Below are 14,920 nucleotides of genomic sequence, written 5' to 3' on the forward strand. Positions count from 1 at the left end.
ACCCGTCCCGCCGGGCGGATTCAGCCGACGGTGTACGGCGTTTCGGGCACCTGCGTGTGGAAGCTGTCATTGAGCATGTTCCACGAGCGGATCGCGCAGACCGCGAACGAAAGATCTGCGATCTGTGCGTCGCTGAAGTGCCGCTTCACTGCGTCGAAGTCCGCGTCGCTGGGCGTGCGCTGCGGCACCGCGTTGACGGCCTCCGCCCAGTTGAACGCTGCGCGCTCGGCTTCGCTGAAGAAGCGCTCGGCCTCGCGCCAGCCGGCCACAGCGTTGACATGGCGCGGGTCCATGCCCTGCTTGAGCAAGTCGGCCCAGTGCATGTCGATGCAGAAAGCGCAGCCGTTGACCTGGCTGATGCGCAGGTTCACCAATTCACGCAGGCGCTTGTCCAGCGTACGGCCGGCGGCGTGGGAAAACTGGGTGCCGGCGCGCGCTGCCGCGGGCGCGAGGGCGTGATAGTCGAGTCGGGCTGAGGACATGGTGAGCTCCTTGTAGCTTGAGGGTTGGGGAAACACCTCTTAGACGGGCGGGCACATTGCCTTGTGACAGGTGCGGCGCCCGGTACCGCGCGACCATGCCTCGGCCACATGAGTGGCTATCGCCCCAAACATCATCAGCACTTTTTTTTGAAATCATATATGATGAACATCATGCGAAAGTCAAAACATCCCGTCAGAACGGCAGCCAAGGAAGCCTCACACGAGCGCATCGTCTCGGCTGCTGCGCGGGCGATCCGTCGCAGCGGCTATGACGGAACCGGAGTCGCCGACATCATGAAGGAGGCCGGCCTGACCCATGGCGCCTTCTATGCCCACTTCGCCTCGCGCGAGGCCATGCTGGCGGAAGCAGCGGAGCGGGCCTGTGCGGAGTCGGCAGCCCTCGCGGCAGACGCGGCTGCCAGCGTGCCCCCGGAGCAGGCTTTGACCTACATGCTCCACGCCTATCTTTCGCGAGAAAACCTGGAGCAGATAGAGCAGGGTTGTCCCCTGGCGGCGCTGGGCTCGGAAACCGTGCGCCAGACCCCCGAAGTCCGGCGAGTGACCACCCGGTACATCAAGGAAATGGTCGATCTTGTTGCCCGCCAGTCGCCAGATTGGGGGCAGGCCGGTGTCCACGAGCGCGCCCTCGTGACCGTCGCTACCATGGTCGGCACCTTGCTGCTGGCCCGCGTGGTCGACGAGCCTGCGCTGTCCGACAGCCTGCGAGCGGCTGCCTTGAAGCACCTGCCCATCGCCTGACGCCATTGAACCCATCGATTCTTTGCTCGCCAAAAAATATGACGAGCATCATGCGAATGTCAAACACTGAAGGAAAAACAGGATGAACACGAAGAACAAGGTGGCCCTCGTGACAGGGGCCTCGTCCGGCATAGGCGAAGCCATTGCGCAGCAGCTCTCGAAGGCTGGTTACAAGGTATACGGCACCAGCCGCCGTGGCGGCGGCGAGGTGGGCCAGCGAACGTTCAAGATGCTGCCACTCGATGTGACCCAGGACGCGTCGGTCGACGCTGTGGTCCGGCAACTGATCCAGCTGGAGGGCCGCATCGACCTGCTGGTCAACAACGCCGGCTTCGGAGTCGCTCCAGCCGGCGCGGAAGAGAGTTCGATTGCCCAGGCCCAGGCCATCTTCGACACCAACTTCTTCGGCATGGTGCGGATGATCCGCTCCGTCGTGCCTCATATGCGTCGCCAGGGGAGTGGCCGCATCATCAACATCGGCTCCGTGGTGGGGTTCCTGCCCTCACCTTACATGGCGCTGTACTCCGCCACCAAGCATGCGGTCGCCGGCTATTCGGAATCGCTGGACCATGAACTGCGCACGCAGGGCATTCGCGTCTCGGTGGTGGAGCCTCCCTATATCAACACGCCGTTCGAAGCGAATTCGATGCAGCCAGACAAACCCCTGGACATGTACCGCGACATTCGCGCGGGCATGGAGCAGCGGCTCAAGGAGGGAATCGCGGGTGCAGAAGGACCTGAGGTGGTGGCCGACATCGTGTTGAAGGCGGCCACGGCCGCACAGCCCAAGACCCACTACGCACCCGGCATGGCCAGCCGCCTGCGCCTGCTGCGCAGGTTTGCACCCGCCAGCTTGCTGGACGCCGGAGTGCGCAAGGACCTCCGGCTCGACGCACAGGCGGCCGGCCATCTCGCACGCCATCCCAAACAACACTCCATCTGAAAGAAGACGATGACCTTCCAAGCACTGCTCGCCAACAAGGCAGGTGACAAGATCACCACCAGCGTGGTCTCGCTGAATGAACAAGACCTCATGCCCGGAGACGTCGTGGTCGACGTCGATTACTCCAACGTGAACTACAAGGACGCGATGGCCATCACCGGCCGCGCGGAGGTGATTCGCCAATTCCCCTTGATTCCCGGCATCGACTTCGCCGGCACAGTCAAGACTTCTTCCTACCCTGGCATCGCCGCTGGCGACCGCGTCGTCGCCAATGGCTGGGGCTTGAGCCAGACCCATCACGGTGGCTATGCGCAGCAGGCGCGCGTGAAAGGCGAATGGCTGGTCAAGCTCCCGGCAGCCTTGTCCACCAAAGACGCGATGGCCATCGGAACGGCGGGGTACACCGCGATGCTGTCCGTGCTGGCGCTCGAGCACGGCGGGCTCATGCCTCAACATGGCGACGTTCTCGTGACGGGCGCCAATGGCGGGGTCGGCTCCATCGCCATCGCCCTGCTGTCCGGTCTCGGTTACCGGGTTCTTGCCTCCACGGGGCGACTGGAGGAAAGCGACTATCTGCGCAACCTGGGGGCAGCCGACATCATCGATCGCCGGACGCTTTCGGAACCGGGGGCACCGATCGCCCGCGAAAGATGGGCCGGCGCCGTCGACTCGGTCGGCAGCCACACGCTGGCCAACGTGCTGGCACAGACAAAGTATCGAGGCGTGGTCACCGCTTGCGGCCTGGCCCAGGGCATGGATCTTCCGGCCTCGGTGCTGCCATTCATCCTGCGCAATGTGACGCTGGCCGGCATTGATTCGGTCAATGCACCCCAACACGTGCGCATCGAGGCCTGGTCACGGCTGGCGCGGGACCTGGATCTGGACAAGCTCGCGCGAGCGACACACGTGGTTGGCCTTGCCGAGGTGCCTGCAGCCGTTGAGCGATTGTTCGCAGGAAAAATCCAGGGCCGTACCGTTGTTGACGTCAACGCATGAGTACGCAGAACCGAGGGAAAATATGAGCGATCTGAATACCCACACGGCCGCCCGCACCGGCAAGCGCGCGTTGATGACCGGCGCATCCAGCGGCATCGGCGCGGCCATCGCGCGTGAGCTCGCGGCGCTCGGCGTCGATCTCGTGCTGACGGCGCGGCGACGCGACGCACTCGAAGCGGTCGCCGCGACCTGCAAGGGCGTCAAGATCGAGATCATCACCGCGGACCTCGGCAAGCCCGATGCCGCGCGCGCGTTGTGGAACGAGGCGATCGCCGGCGGCCCGATCGACATCCTGATCAACAACGCCGGGTTCGGCTACTTCCGCCGCTTCGACGAGGTCGACTGGGCGCGCGACGCGGAGCTCGTCCAGCTCAACGTGACCTCGCTCGTCGCGCTCGCGCGCTGCTTCGTCGATGCACGCAAGACAAGCACCGGACCTGCGCACATGGTGAACATCGCCTCGACGGGCGCGTACCAGTCCGTGCCGAACATGGCGCTGTACGCCGCGTCGAAGGCGTTCGTGCGCAACTTCAGCGAGGGCCTTCATGACGAGCACCGCGGCACGCCGCTGTCGGTGACCTGCGTCTGCCCCGGCGGCACCGAAACGGCCTTCCACGCGGCGTCCGGCGGGGGCGACTACTCGTGGATCGCGAACGCATCGACGAAAAGCGCGGAGTTCGTGGCGCACGCCGCCATCCGCGCGATGCTGGGCGGCAAGCGCACGGTCATCCCCGGCCTGTTCAACAAGCTCTCGTGCTTCAGCGTGCGATTCGTGACGCGGCGGTTCGCGTCGCGGGTGGCGACCCAGGTGCTTGGCAAGCCGCGGCTCGCGCTGCCGGCCCGAAGAGTGTTGATTGCCACTGAAAATTGACCCGGCTAAGGCACTAATTTCCGTCTAAGACTGACCCACGTAAAACCCTACCCTGCTCATTTTTAAGGCAGGGGATCCTAGGAGTGATAGACGTGGCGACATTGAGTGTCATCAGACGCTGGGCCCTGCGCGAGCAGATGTCCATTCGCGAGATAGCCAGGCGTACAGGCCTGTCTCGCAACACCGTGAAGAAGTACCTGCGAGCGGGCGACGAAGCGCCGCGCTACGCCAAGCGGGCGGGCTCAAGCAAGCTCGCGATCTGGCTCGCGGTCGAGGCCATCAGATCGCGGAAACAGCCACGCAATCTGCGGCAGGTCCACACAAAGGAGAACATCAAACACTTATCCACATCGTGAAGCCTTCGGGCTCACAGAGCGGGTGGGGTAGTTTCGATGGAAATCTCGGGTCAGCTTACTCAGGCCGAATGCCCTCAAAAGCCTTTTGCAAGAGTTCCTTAATCTCGCCTCGCTGGGCTACGCCGATCTCTCGCGGGTTCCAGTAGGGGTTGTTCACCACGAGATCTGCAGCGCGGTCGAGGTCTGCCTCCTTCATGCCAATGTCTCGCAATGCCACTGGTGCGCCGTTATCTCGCGCCAGGTCAAAGAGGTCGGCTGCGGCGCTGCGCGGCTCCGCCGACCCGAGGGCGCGTTCGATTCGGGAAATGGCTTCAGGCGCCGAGGTCGCGTTGAAGGCGATGGCCTGAGGCAGCATCACCGTGTGCACCTCGGCATGCGGCAGGTTGAAGCTGCCGCCCAGGGTGTGGCACAGCTTGTGGTGCAGCGCCATGCCCACGTTGCCAAGTACCGTACCGCACAGCCAGGCACCGTACAGCGCGTCTGCGCGGGCACCGACATCGTCGCTGCGCTGGCGGATGGCCGGCAACGCCCTGGTGAGGGCGCGAATGCCTTCCTCGGCCATCAGGTTCATCACGGGATTGCCGTCGCGCGCATACAGGCCTTCGGCCGCGTGTGCAATCGCATTTATGCCGCTGGTCACGCTCAGGGAAACCGGCAGCGTCAGCGTCAACTCCGGGTCGTAGAGTACGGTGCGAGGCAGCACGCGCGCGTCCTTGCCGGTCTTCTTCAAGCCGCTCTCGGTGATGCCGTAGATCGGCGTCATCTCGCTGCCCGCATAGGTCGTGGGGATCGCAAGGATCGGCAAGCCGGATTCCAGCGCGATGGCCTTGCCCAGGCCGGTGGTCGAGCCACCGCCGATGGCAACTGCGCAGTCGGCGCCCAGCCGGCGCGCCTCGTCTCGGGCCTCGCGCGCGGTCTCAATGGGCACGTGCATGACTGCGCGCGCAAAAACGCCAGCGGCACGAGCGCCGAGACGCTCGGCAACCATCTGCGCCTGCCCCTGCTGCTCAGGCGTGCACAGCACCAGCGCACGACGCGCTCCGAGGATCTCGATCTCACGCTCCAGGTGCGCCAGGGAGCCGGCACCGAACACCACTCGCGACGGCTGGCCGTTGTAGACGAAGTCCTTCATTCGATTCCTGCCATGTCGTGATGATCTCAGGCGCTGCCGGCCCGGACTTCGTAGTCCACCTGATGCCGTGCGATGCGGACGCCAGCCAGTTCGTCGCGTACCCGCAGATGTTCGGGATGCAGCGCATACGCGGCCAATGCTTCCCAGGATTCGAACTCGCTGTACAAGACAACATCGCAGGCATAGTCAATCTTGCTGAGATCCACACCGACCTCCAGGTGGAGCAATCCGGGAATGCAGCCGCGCAGACCATGGAAGCCGCTTTGAATGCGGTCCATGTTTCGCTGCTTTTCCTTGGTCGTATCGCCGCTCACATCCCACATGACGATGTGCCGGATCATTGCCTGGCTTTCGCGGTTGTCGACCCGGGCAGCATGTCAGACGTCCGCGGCGTTCTGCCGGACGGGCTTCAGCACGAAGTCGTACTCGACGAGGTAGGAGCCATCCGGCTGCTGCTTCCAATCGGCAATCAGCGACTGGCGCACGCCGAACACCGCATCCGAATCCAGGTAGCGGTCGTCGCTGCGGAACACGTGCGTGATCAGCTTCTCGTAGCCGTCGGCCTCGATCAGGAAGTGCAGGTGCGCGGGCCGCCAGGGATGCCGGCCGGTCGCTTTCAGGAGATCGCCCACCGGGCCATCGTGCGGAATGGCGTAGGGAACGGCCAGGATCGAGCGGAAGTGGTAGCGGCCCTCGCCGTCGGCGTGCACGATGCCGCGCGCCTGCGCATGGTCGATATCCGGATGCTGCACGTCGTACAGGCCGTCTTCGTCCGATTGCCACACGTCCATGCGGGCGTTGCCGACCGGCTCGCCGCCGATGCCGCGCACCGTGCCGCGCACCAGGCACGGAACGCCGGGCGCGCCGTTGGAGATGTTCGCGCCAAGTTCGTAGCGGGGCGCGCCTTCCACGTGGAACGGGCCGAAGACGGTCGCCTCGGTGCAGCCGGCAGGCTTGTCGTTGTTCTGCGCCACCGTCAGCATCGACAGGCCCAGCACGTCCGACAGGAGGATGAACTCCTGTCGCTTGTCGTCGGTGATGTGGCCGCAGCGGGTCAGGAACTCGATGCCCCTGAACCATTCTTCTTCGGTCAGCTCCACCTCGCGTGCAAAGGCATGCAGGTGCTGCACGAGACTGTCCATGATGCGCTTGAGCCGCGGGTCCGCCGCCTGCGCCTGCCGCGCAAGCACGGCGTCGGTGATGGTGTGATGGTCCAGATTGCGCATGATGGCTACTCTCCTTCAGTCCAGCTGCAGTTGGGTCCGCTGCGCGACCGTACCCCACTTGGCAAAGTCTTCCTGGCTGCGCCGTTGCGCTTCCTGGGTGCTGTAGCCCTCTACACGCAGGTCCATCTCCGCCAAGCGCGCTTTGACGGCCGGAGCCTGGAGCGCGGCACGCACGTCGCCCTGGATCTTCTCGACGGTAGCGGCCGGCAAGCTCGACGGCGCGGCAAGGGTCTCGAAGAAGGTGGCATCGAAGCCCGGATGTCCACTCTCGGCAACCGTCGGAACGCCGGGCAGCAGGCCCGATCTTTCCTTTCCGGAGACGGCAATCGCGCGCAGCCGTCCGCTCTGAACATGCGGCAGGACGACGGAGGAGACGATGAAGCCGCAGTCCACATGGCCGCCCATCACGTCCTGCGCGGCAGGGCCGGGCCCTTTGTAGGGCACATGGGTGAGCTTGGTTCCGGTGGTGGCCAGCAGCATCTCCATGGCCATGTGGCTTGGCGTGCCCGCGCCGCCGGAGGCATACAGCCGGGTGGAAGGCAACTGGATGAACTTTGCGAGCGTTGGGACTTCAGCGGCCGGATTGCACACCAGCAACTGGTTGAAGCTCGCGAAGTAGGTGACGGGTTTGAGCGAAGCCCTCGGATCGAAGCCCAGCTTCTTGTACAGATGGGGATTGATGGTGAGGATGGTGTCGGGCCCGACGAGCAGGGTGTGGCCGTCCTTGGCTTGCGCGACTTCCCCGGCGGCCAGGTTGCCTCCGGCGCCTGTCTTGTTCTCGATGACGACCGGCTGGTTCCAGGCGGCCTGAAGCGCCGGCTGTATCAACCGCGCGATCACATCGCCCGGAGTGCCCGGCGGAAAGGCCGCCACGAGGCGGACCGGCCTGGTTGGCCAAGCCTGCGCAAATGCCGAAGGAGCGATTGCCAAGGCCGTCGCCAGGACGGCGAGACGAAGAAGCGGGGTGCTGACTTTCATGCGCGGTTTCCTCCCGTCGCATCGACGGAGATCGTTGTTGAGGGTTTCGAAGTGACGTGAGGTACTGCGGAGCAAGGCCGGGCCGTGACGTGGGACAGCACGCCGGCTGCATCGTTCGCAGTTGCACCGCGCCATGCCACGATCTGGTCCGGGCGAATCAGCGCAAGCGGCGCTTCATAGAGCTCGCGCAGGGAAGGCTGCGCCAACCGCACGACGCGCAGATCCATTTCCAGATCCCGGGCCGCGGCTTCGAAGGCCTCGGTAGCGGGGGCATCAGGCCCCAGCGCGAGCAGGGTCCATTCGGCGTGGAAAAGGTCGAACAGCGAACGCCCGTCGTCGAGCCACGCGTGTGGCGGCCGGCCGCCCGGGCTGGCGGTGGGTGTGTAGGCATTCGGCTCGTCCGGCGGCAGCACAGCCCCGTCGCCGAAGATGATCGGCGAACCGTCGTAGCGCCCGCCGAAGGTCACGCCCGGAATATTGAATTCGAGCCGGGCATGCGCATCGAAGTGCTGGCCCGCAAGCTTGCGCTCGGCATCGCCCCGCGTGGAGGCTTCTTCCAGCTCGGGCTTTGCCGCGAAGAGCCCCACCGAGTCGGCGAACTTGCGCGCGTAGCCCGTGTTGCGCTCGGCCAGCGGCCTGCGCTCGGCCTCGTAGCTGTCGAGCAGCGCCAGCGGTGCCTGGCCGCGGATCACGCTCGCGAGCTTCCAGCCCAGGTTGACCGCGTCTTCGACGGCCGTGTTGTAGCCCAGCCCGCCGGTGGGCGTGAACAGGTGTGCCGCATCGCCCGCAATGAAGACCCGGCCCTTGTGCAAGCGCTGTGCCACCAGCGCGTGACCCGCGAGCCAGGTGCCCATGGAGAGAATTTCGATCGGCACGTGCGCGCCCACCGCTTCTGCGAAAACGCGGCGCGCATCGGCCTCGGTCCAACCGTCAGCGTCTTCGCCGGGGCGCAGCGCCGCATGGAAGGCGTACTCGGACACGCCGTCCACCGAGGCCATGAAGGCACGCCTTTCGTGGTTGACGGCCACGTACATCCAGGCCTTGGGAGATTGCAGTGCAGAGAGGAACTGGGGCGCGCGCAGGTAGATGGCGAACATCTTGCCGCCCATGAACTCGCGCTGGATGCCGCTCACGCCGCCCCATTCGATGCCCAGCTGCTGCCGGACCAGACTGCGCGCGCCATCGGCACCGATCAGGAACTTTGCGACCACGTCTTGCGCCGGACCTCCTTCGCTCGGCCGGACAGTGGCGCTCACCGATCCATCGTCGTCGCTGAACCGCTCCAGCCGCCAGCCATAGCGCACATCGGCGGAAGGCCAGGCCTGCGCGTGGCGGCGCAGGGCTTGTTCGACGAATTTCTGCGACACGCGATGCGGCAGCTCGGCGGCGCTCCAGGACCCCGTCATGGTCTTGACCTTGACCGCCGCCTCGGCGGCCGTGGGCAAGCTGATGCGTGCCAACTCATGGCCGGCGAAGCGTGTGAAGTAGGCAATGTCCGTCGGATGATCGGCGGGCAGGCCCAGCGCGCGGATCTCGTGCGCGAAGCCCAGCCGGCGGAAGTGCTCCATTGTGCGGGCCTGGGTCGCGTTGGCCTGCGGGTTGAAGGCCGTGCCCGGCTTGGCGTCGATCAGCAGGCAGCGGATGCCTCGTCGGCCGAGCTCGTTGGCGAGCATCAGCCCGCAAGGGCCGCCGCCGGCGATCAGCACGTCCGTGGCGATGAGGGGAGGGTGGCCGGCTGCAGGCCGGGGCGTGGCGGTCATCGGTTGTCTTTCTTCTTCATGCATCAGTCGGCGCGGATGCCGCGCTCCCGGATCACGGCGCCCAACCGCTTGAAGTCGGCCGCGCCCTTGTCGCCGAAGGCCGCGGGCGTGAGAGGCTCCGGCACGTTGCCGAGGGTTTCGATGGTTGCCCTGACAGCCGGCAGTGCGAGCGCGCGGTTTACCTCGGCATTGATCCGCTCGACCACGGCCGGCCGCATGCCGGCAGGCGCGTAGAGGCCGAACACGGCATCGGCGTCGAAGCCCTTGAGGCCAAGTTCGTCGAGCGTGGGCACCTCGGGCATCTGGGGCGCGCGCTTGAGGCTTGCCACAGCAAGCATGCGCAGCTTGCCGGTCTTCACGTGCTGGATGCTGATTCCCGGGTCGAAGAGGAAGTCGATCTGGCCGCCCAGCAGGTCGGTCAGCGCGGGCGCCGCGCCGCGGTAGGGCACATGGATGGCCGTGGTACCTGTCTGGCCCGTCATCATTTCCGCCGCGAGGTGAGGCGAGCTCCCGTTGCCGGGCGATCCGAACGAGCGCTTGCCGGGGTTTGCCTTGAGGTCGGCGACCAGTCCCTTGAAGTCCTTGACCGGGCTGTCGGCACGAACCACCAGGTAGAACGGCACGCGTGCAACGGATGCGACCGGGACGAGATCCTTCGCCGGGTCGAACGGCATCTTCGCGTAGATGTGCGGATTGATCGACACCATGCCGCCGGAACTCATCAGGAAGGTATAGCCATCGGCAGACGACCTGGCGACGAACTCGCCGCCCAGGTTGCCGCCCGCGCCGCCCTTGTTCTCGACGAGCACCGGCTGACCGAGGGCTTCCTGCAGCGGCGCACTGATCACGCGGGCCAACTGGTCCGCCGCGCCGCCGGGCGCGAAGTTGGCGACGATCTTGATCGGCTGCCGGGGCCAGTCCTGGGCCTGGGCCATGCCGCACGGGCCGAGGCCGAACGCCAGCGCCGCGGTTGCAAGCAGGGATTTCATGGGTTGTCTCCTGCTTTTCATCAGAACGGATAGTGGCGGTCGGTGGTCTGCACCGTGAGCCAGCGCAGTTCGGTGAAGGCGTCGATGCCGGCCTTGCCGCCGAAGCGGCCGTAGCCCGAGTCCTTCACGCCGCCGAAGGGCATCTGGGCCTCGTCGTGCACGGTGGGGCCGTTCACATGGCAGATGCCGGAGTCGATGCGGTTGGCCACTTCCCAGGCACGGGCGATGTCGCGCCCGAACACCGCCGCGGACAGCCCGTACGGGTTGTCGTTGGCCACGCGCACCGCTTCGTCGACGCCGTCGACGCGCACCACCGGCTTCACGGGACCGAAGCTCTCCTCATGGTAGATGCGCATCTGCGGCGTCACGTGGTCGAGCAGCGTCGCGGGCATCAGCGTGCTGTCGGCCTTGCCGCCGCACACGAGCTTCGCGCCCTTGGCAAGCGCGTCGTCGATCAGCGCGTTGCAGCGCTCGACAGTGCTCGCGTCCACCACCGAACCCAGCACCACCGGCCCCTTGCGCGGATCGCCCAGCGGCAGCTGTACGGCCTTGGCGGCGAGCTTTGCGACGAAGGCATCCGCGATCTTGCGGTCCACGATGATGCGCTCGGTGCTCATGCAGATCTGGCCGCTGTTGGCGAAGGCACCGAAGGCCGCGCCGTTGACCGCGGCGTCGAGGTCGGCATCGTCCAGCACGACCAGCGGTGCCTTGCCGCCGAGCTCCAGCACCGCCGGCTTCAGGTACTTCGCGCAGGTCTGCGCGATCAGCCTGCCGACGCGGGTGGAGCCGGTGAAGTTCACGCGGCGCAACGCTGGATGGGCAATGATCGCCTCGACCACCTCGGCCGCATCCGCCGGCGCATTGGTCACGAAGTTGACGACGCCCGGCGGGAAGCCGGCATCCTTGAATGCTTCGACGATCAGCCCGTGCGTGGCCGGGCTGAGTTCCGAGCCCTTGAACACCACCGTGTTGCCGCAGGCCAGCGGCGTGGCGATCGCTCGCACGCCGAGGATCACCGGTGCATTCCAAGGCGCAATGCCGAGCACCACGCCGGCCGGGCGGCGCAGGCCCAGGGCCAGGCTGCCGGGCACGTCGGAGGGAATGACCTCACCGCTGATCTGGGTCGTCATGCCGGCCGCTTCCTGCAGCATGCCGGCGGCCAGGTGCACGTTGAACCCGGCCCATGGGGCGCCGGCGCCGGTCTCGGAGGCCATGGCATCCGTCAGGGCCTGGGCCTTGGCTTCGATGGCCTCTGCGGCCTTCAGCAGCAGCGCCCTGCGTGCGCCCGGCCCGGTGCGGGACCAGGCCGGAAACGCGGCCGCGGCGGCTTCGACCGCTGCCACGGCGTCGGCCTTCGTAGCGGCCGGCGCGATGGTCGCCACCGTGCCGTCGAGCGGATTGCGACGCTCGAAGGTGGCACCGTCCGCAGCCTGGCGGTCCTCGCCATTGATCAACATCGATATCGTGCCCATCGTCTTGTCTCCTTGTAGATTTGGAAAAGCAAAAAAACCCGTCAGGCCACTTCGATCTCGACCAGCATCGGTGCGGTCGATTGCAGGGCCTGGTGCAATGCGGGACGCAGTTGCTCCGCGGTGTTGACGCGCAGCCCCTTCATGCCTTGCGCGCCAGCCAGCGCGACAAAATCGAGATCGGGCAGGTCGGTGCCCGGAACATGCGCCTCGGGCCGGTAGCCGAAGATGCGGGCGAACTCATACAGCGCGGCGTAGCGGCGGTTCTTCAGGATCAGCACCGTGACCGGCAGCGCCAACTGGGCGGCGCTCCACAGCGCCTGGATGGCATACATCGCCGAGCCATCGCCCACCAATGCAATGACCCGTGCGCCAGGTTTGCCCAGCGCCACCCCCACAGCAGCCGGAAGGCCGAAACCCAGGCCGCCGCTGCACATGGTGTAGAAGGTTTCCGACTCGAAGACGGGCAGGTGGGCGTGCATCACGGGCCGTGCGCTGGGTGCTTCCTCGACCACGATGCTGCCCCGCGCGCGCACGTCGGCCAGCGTCTGCAGGACCCACGCCACCGGCAGGCGTTCGCCCGGCTCGGGCTCTGCAACGCGCGGCGGCCGCACGTGGGCAGGTGGTGCCGGACGACTGCCCGGCGTGCTGCACTCGAGCAGGTCGAGCAACCCGAGGCGGATGCTGCCGACCACGGAGGTTCCTGTCGGCGCCCAGGCTGCAACCTGAGGATCGTCCGTGAGCTGCACCAGCTCGGTCCCTTCGGGCAGGTGCGGCCCATGGCCCGGGACATGGTAGGTGAACGCCGGCGCGCCGAGCGCAAATACGAGGTCGTGGCCGGCGAGCCGCTCGACGATGCGCTCGCGCATCGGCGGCAGGAAGCCGCCCCACAGCGGGTGGTCTTCCGGAAAGCTGCATCGGCCCGACATGGGCGCGACGTACACGCGGGCGTTGTGCCGCTCGGCCAATTCAACTGCTTCTTTCCAGGCCTCGTCGCGGTCGACGGCGGCACCGACCACGAACGCCGGGGAGCGGGCGCCATCGAGGGCTGCGGCAATGCGCGCGAGAAGGTCGGGGTCCGCGCGCACGTGGCGGCTGACCTCGCGTGCATCGACCGGCAAGGTCTGAACGTCCCAGTCGTCCGACGGGATCGAGACCAGCACGGGACCGCGCGGCGGCGTCATCGCGATGTAGTAGGCCCGCGCGATCGCCAGCGGCACGTCCTCGGCCCGCGCCGGCTCGACGCTCCACTTGACGTAAGGCCTCGGCAGCTCCGGTGCCTGCGTGGAGCCGAGGAAGGGCTCGAAGGGCAGGATCGAGCGCGCCTGCTGGCCGGCCGTGATCACCAGCGGCGTGCGGTTGCGAAAGGCCGTGAAGATGTTGCCCATCGCATGGCCGACGCCGGCCGCGGAATGCAGGTTGACGAATGCCGCGTTGTGCGTGGCCTGCGCGTAGCCGTCCGCCATGCCCACGACCACCGACTCCTGCAGCCCGAGCACGTAGCGGAAGTCTTCCGGAAAGTCGATGAACATCGGCAGTTCCGTCGAGCCGGGGTTGCCGAACACGCGGGTCATGCCGAATGCGCGCAGCAGCCTGAAAACCGCATCCCGCACGGTCAGGGTGCTGCCGGCCGGGAGGGGCGCTTGCGCGGGAAGTTCGACGCGTCGATCCATGAATGCTCCTAGATGAGGTCCGCAGTTTTGCGCTTCATCTGGTATTCATCAATACAATGAAATGTCTAGAGCAAAATAAGCATCATGCATACTGAAAAGCTGGACATGAACCTGCTCCGGCTGTTCGAGGCTGTGTACCGCCTCGGCAGCGTCAGCCATGCCGCCGATGCGCTGGGGCTGTCGCAACCGGCTGCCAGCCAAGGCCTGACGCGATTGCGGCTCGCCTTGGGCGACGCGCTCTTCGTGCGCGCCAATGGGCGCATGCGCCCGACGCTGCGTGCGGAGCGGCTGGCAAGCGTCGTTCAGCCCGCCGTGGCCGCCATCGAGGATGTGCTGCGGGACGAAGACACCTTCGACCCGTCGCGCTCGCGCATGACCGTCCGGCTGCACATGAACGACATCGGCGAGGCCCGGCTGCTGCCGGAACTGATGGAAGCCTTGCACCGCCAGGCACCCGGCATACGGGTGCACACGACGCCGCTGCCGCACGGGGAGATCACCGATGCGCTCGAAACCGGAGCCATCCATTTCGCACTCGGGTTTCTGCCTTCGGTCAGCGGCACGGAGCGCGTCGAACTGCTGCGCGATCGCTACGCGGTGGTGGTGCGGGCAGGGCACCCGATGGCCAAAGGGTCGAAGGCGGTGGATGCCCGCATGACCATTCAGGACCTGCGGCGCCTGGAGTACGTGGCCGTGCGCTCGCACTCGGAGACCTTCCGCATCCTGCAGCAGCTCGGGCTCGATGGAAGGCTGGTGCTCAACTCGGCGCATTTCCTGGCGCTGCCGGCGATCATTGCGCGCACCGATTTCGCCGTCGTGATGCCGCAGGCGATCGCGCGCAGGTTCATCGAGCCGAAGCGCTATGCGGTGCTTCCGGCAGAGCTGCCCCGCAGCGCCTTCACGGTGTCGCTGCATTGGAGCCGCCGGTTCGAATCGGATCCGGCGCACCACTGGATGCGGAATCTCTTCATCGGTCTTTTCAAGGACTAGGTACGCAGACGCTGGAATGTTGCCGCCTTGTCGAGGTGTGCTGCAACTGCTGCAGGAAGCTTTCGGCCAGATGCAGGAGACCTGCGCGATCGGTGTGCCCATGCACCACAAAGTCGGACCGCGTCAGAACGGCCTAGGAGTCGAGCGACTCCAGAAACAGGGCGTACACGGTGTCGGCATCTATCAGACGATCACCCTGGGAGAGGCGTGAAGCAGGTGCCAACTCGACAAACCGGACGCCGTCCGCCTGCAGCGGCGGCCATGAGAGTCGTAGGCATTTCGTCGACCTGCGGTTT

The 14,920-nt window shown here is 66.2% G+C and carries 15 protein-coding genes and 1 pseudogene; 7 read left to right on the forward strand and 9 right to left on the reverse strand.

The window, feature by feature from the left end:
• Window positions 1–20: 20 nt before the first annotated feature.
• The gene (locus RZE77_RS28000; RefSeq protein WP_319442991.1) at window positions 21–482 is read right to left on the reverse strand and encodes a carboxymuconolactone decarboxylase family protein; all 462 of its coding nucleotides are present in this window, start codon (window positions 480–482) and stop codon (window positions 21–23) included.
• A 159-nt stretch (window positions 483–641) separates the two neighbouring features.
• Between RZE77_RS28000 and RZE77_RS28005 the strand changes: the two genes are divergently transcribed.
• From RZE77_RS28005 to RZE77_RS28025, 5 genes and pseudogenes are all read left to right on the forward strand, one after another.
• Window positions 642–1,241, forward strand: coding sequence for a TetR/AcrR family transcriptional regulator (locus RZE77_RS28005; protein ID WP_319442992.1), 600 nt, complete (start codon window positions 642–644; stop codon window positions 1,239–1,241).
• 82 nt (window positions 1,242–1,323) lie between these two features.
• The gene (locus tag RZE77_RS28010) at window positions 1,324–2,184 is read left to right on the forward strand and encodes an oxidoreductase (RefSeq protein ID WP_319442993.1); all 861 of its coding nucleotides are present in this window, start codon (window positions 1,324–1,326) and stop codon (window positions 2,182–2,184) included.
• 9 nt (window positions 2,185–2,193) lie between these two features.
• Entirely contained in the window at window positions 2,194–3,180 is a 987-nt protein-coding gene (gene acuI / locus RZE77_RS28015; RefSeq protein ID WP_319442994.1) for an acrylyl-CoA reductase (NADPH), read from the forward strand.
• A gap of 22 nt (window positions 3,181–3,202) precedes the next feature.
• A complete protein-coding gene (locus tag RZE77_RS28020; RefSeq protein ID WP_319442995.1) occupies window positions 3,203–4,051 on the forward strand; it encodes an SDR family NAD(P)-dependent oxidoreductase in 849 nt (282 codons plus the stop codon).
• Window positions 4,052–4,134: 83 nt separating this feature from the next.
• Window positions 4,135–4,371 (forward strand): annotated as a pseudogene (locus RZE77_RS28025) (helix-turn-helix domain-containing protein); the annotation flags it as partial.
• A gap of 91 nt (window positions 4,372–4,462) precedes the next feature.
• On the opposite strand, the gene RZE77_RS28030 reads toward RZE77_RS28025, so the two are convergent.
• From RZE77_RS28030 to mdlC, 8 genes are read right to left on the reverse strand one after another with little or no spacing between them, the layout of a single operon-like run.
• Window positions 4,463–5,539 (reverse strand): maleylacetate reductase, encoded by a 1,077-nt coding sequence (locus tag RZE77_RS28030; protein ID WP_319442996.1) that lies wholly within the window; start codon window positions 5,537–5,539, stop codon window positions 4,463–4,465.
• A 26-nt stretch (window positions 5,540–5,565) separates the two neighbouring features.
• Window positions 5,566–5,880, reverse strand: a complete 315-nt coding sequence (locus tag RZE77_RS28035; RefSeq protein ID WP_319442997.1) for a Dabb family protein — start codon at window positions 5,878–5,880, stop codon at window positions 5,566–5,568.
• 36 nt (window positions 5,881–5,916) lie between these two features.
• Complete coding sequence (locus RZE77_RS28040) at window positions 5,917–6,765, reverse strand: intradiol ring-cleavage dioxygenase (RefSeq protein ID WP_319442998.1); 849 nt, start codon at window positions 6,763–6,765, stop codon at window positions 5,917–5,919.
• Between the two features lie 15 nt (window positions 6,766–6,780).
• Window positions 6,781–7,743 (reverse strand): Bug family tripartite tricarboxylate transporter substrate binding protein, encoded by a 963-nt coding sequence (locus tag RZE77_RS28045; RefSeq protein ID WP_319442999.1) that lies wholly within the window; start codon window positions 7,741–7,743, stop codon window positions 6,781–6,783.
• A complete protein-coding gene (locus tag RZE77_RS28050; RefSeq protein WP_319443000.1) occupies window positions 7,740–9,503 on the reverse strand; it encodes an FAD-dependent oxidoreductase in 1,764 nt (587 codons plus the stop codon). The genes RZE77_RS28045 and RZE77_RS28050 overlap by 4 nt, the downstream gene beginning before the upstream one ends.
• 23 nt (window positions 9,504–9,526) lie before the next feature.
• Window positions 9,527–10,492, reverse strand: coding sequence for a Bug family tripartite tricarboxylate transporter substrate binding protein (locus tag RZE77_RS28055; RefSeq protein WP_319443001.1), 966 nt, complete (start codon window positions 10,490–10,492; stop codon window positions 9,527–9,529).
• A 20-nt stretch (window positions 10,493–10,512) separates the two neighbouring features.
• A complete protein-coding gene (locus RZE77_RS28060; protein WP_319443002.1) occupies window positions 10,513–11,964 on the reverse strand; it encodes an aldehyde dehydrogenase in 1,452 nt (483 codons plus the stop codon).
• Between the two features lie 41 nt (window positions 11,965–12,005).
• Window positions 12,006–13,634 (reverse strand): benzoylformate decarboxylase, encoded by a 1,629-nt coding sequence (gene mdlC, locus RZE77_RS28065; RefSeq protein WP_319443003.1) that lies wholly within the window; start codon window positions 13,632–13,634, stop codon window positions 12,006–12,008.
• 84 nt (window positions 13,635–13,718) lie between these two features.
• Here mdlC and RZE77_RS28070 point away from each other — a divergent pair, with 84 nt between their 5' ends.
• Both RZE77_RS28070 and RZE77_RS28075 read left to right on the forward strand, forming a co-directional pair.
• Window positions 13,719–14,624, forward strand: coding sequence for a LysR family transcriptional regulator (locus RZE77_RS28070; RefSeq protein WP_319443004.1), 906 nt, complete (start codon window positions 13,719–13,721; stop codon window positions 14,622–14,624).
• 37 nt (window positions 14,625–14,661) lie between these two features.
• Window positions 14,662–14,835 carry a hypothetical protein gene (locus RZE77_RS28075; RefSeq protein ID WP_319443005.1) on the forward strand — a complete coding sequence of 58 codons (174 nt, stop codon included), beginning with the start codon at window positions 14,662–14,664 and terminating at the stop codon, window positions 14,833–14,835.
• The last annotated feature ends 85 nt before the right edge of the window (window positions 14,836–14,920 follow it).

Origin of the sequence: Variovorax sp. SPNA7 (genome assembly GCF_033807855.1) — a bacterium.
Classification (GTDB): domain Bacteria; phylum Pseudomonadota; class Gammaproteobacteria; order Burkholderiales; family Burkholderiaceae_C; genus Variovorax; species Variovorax beijingensis.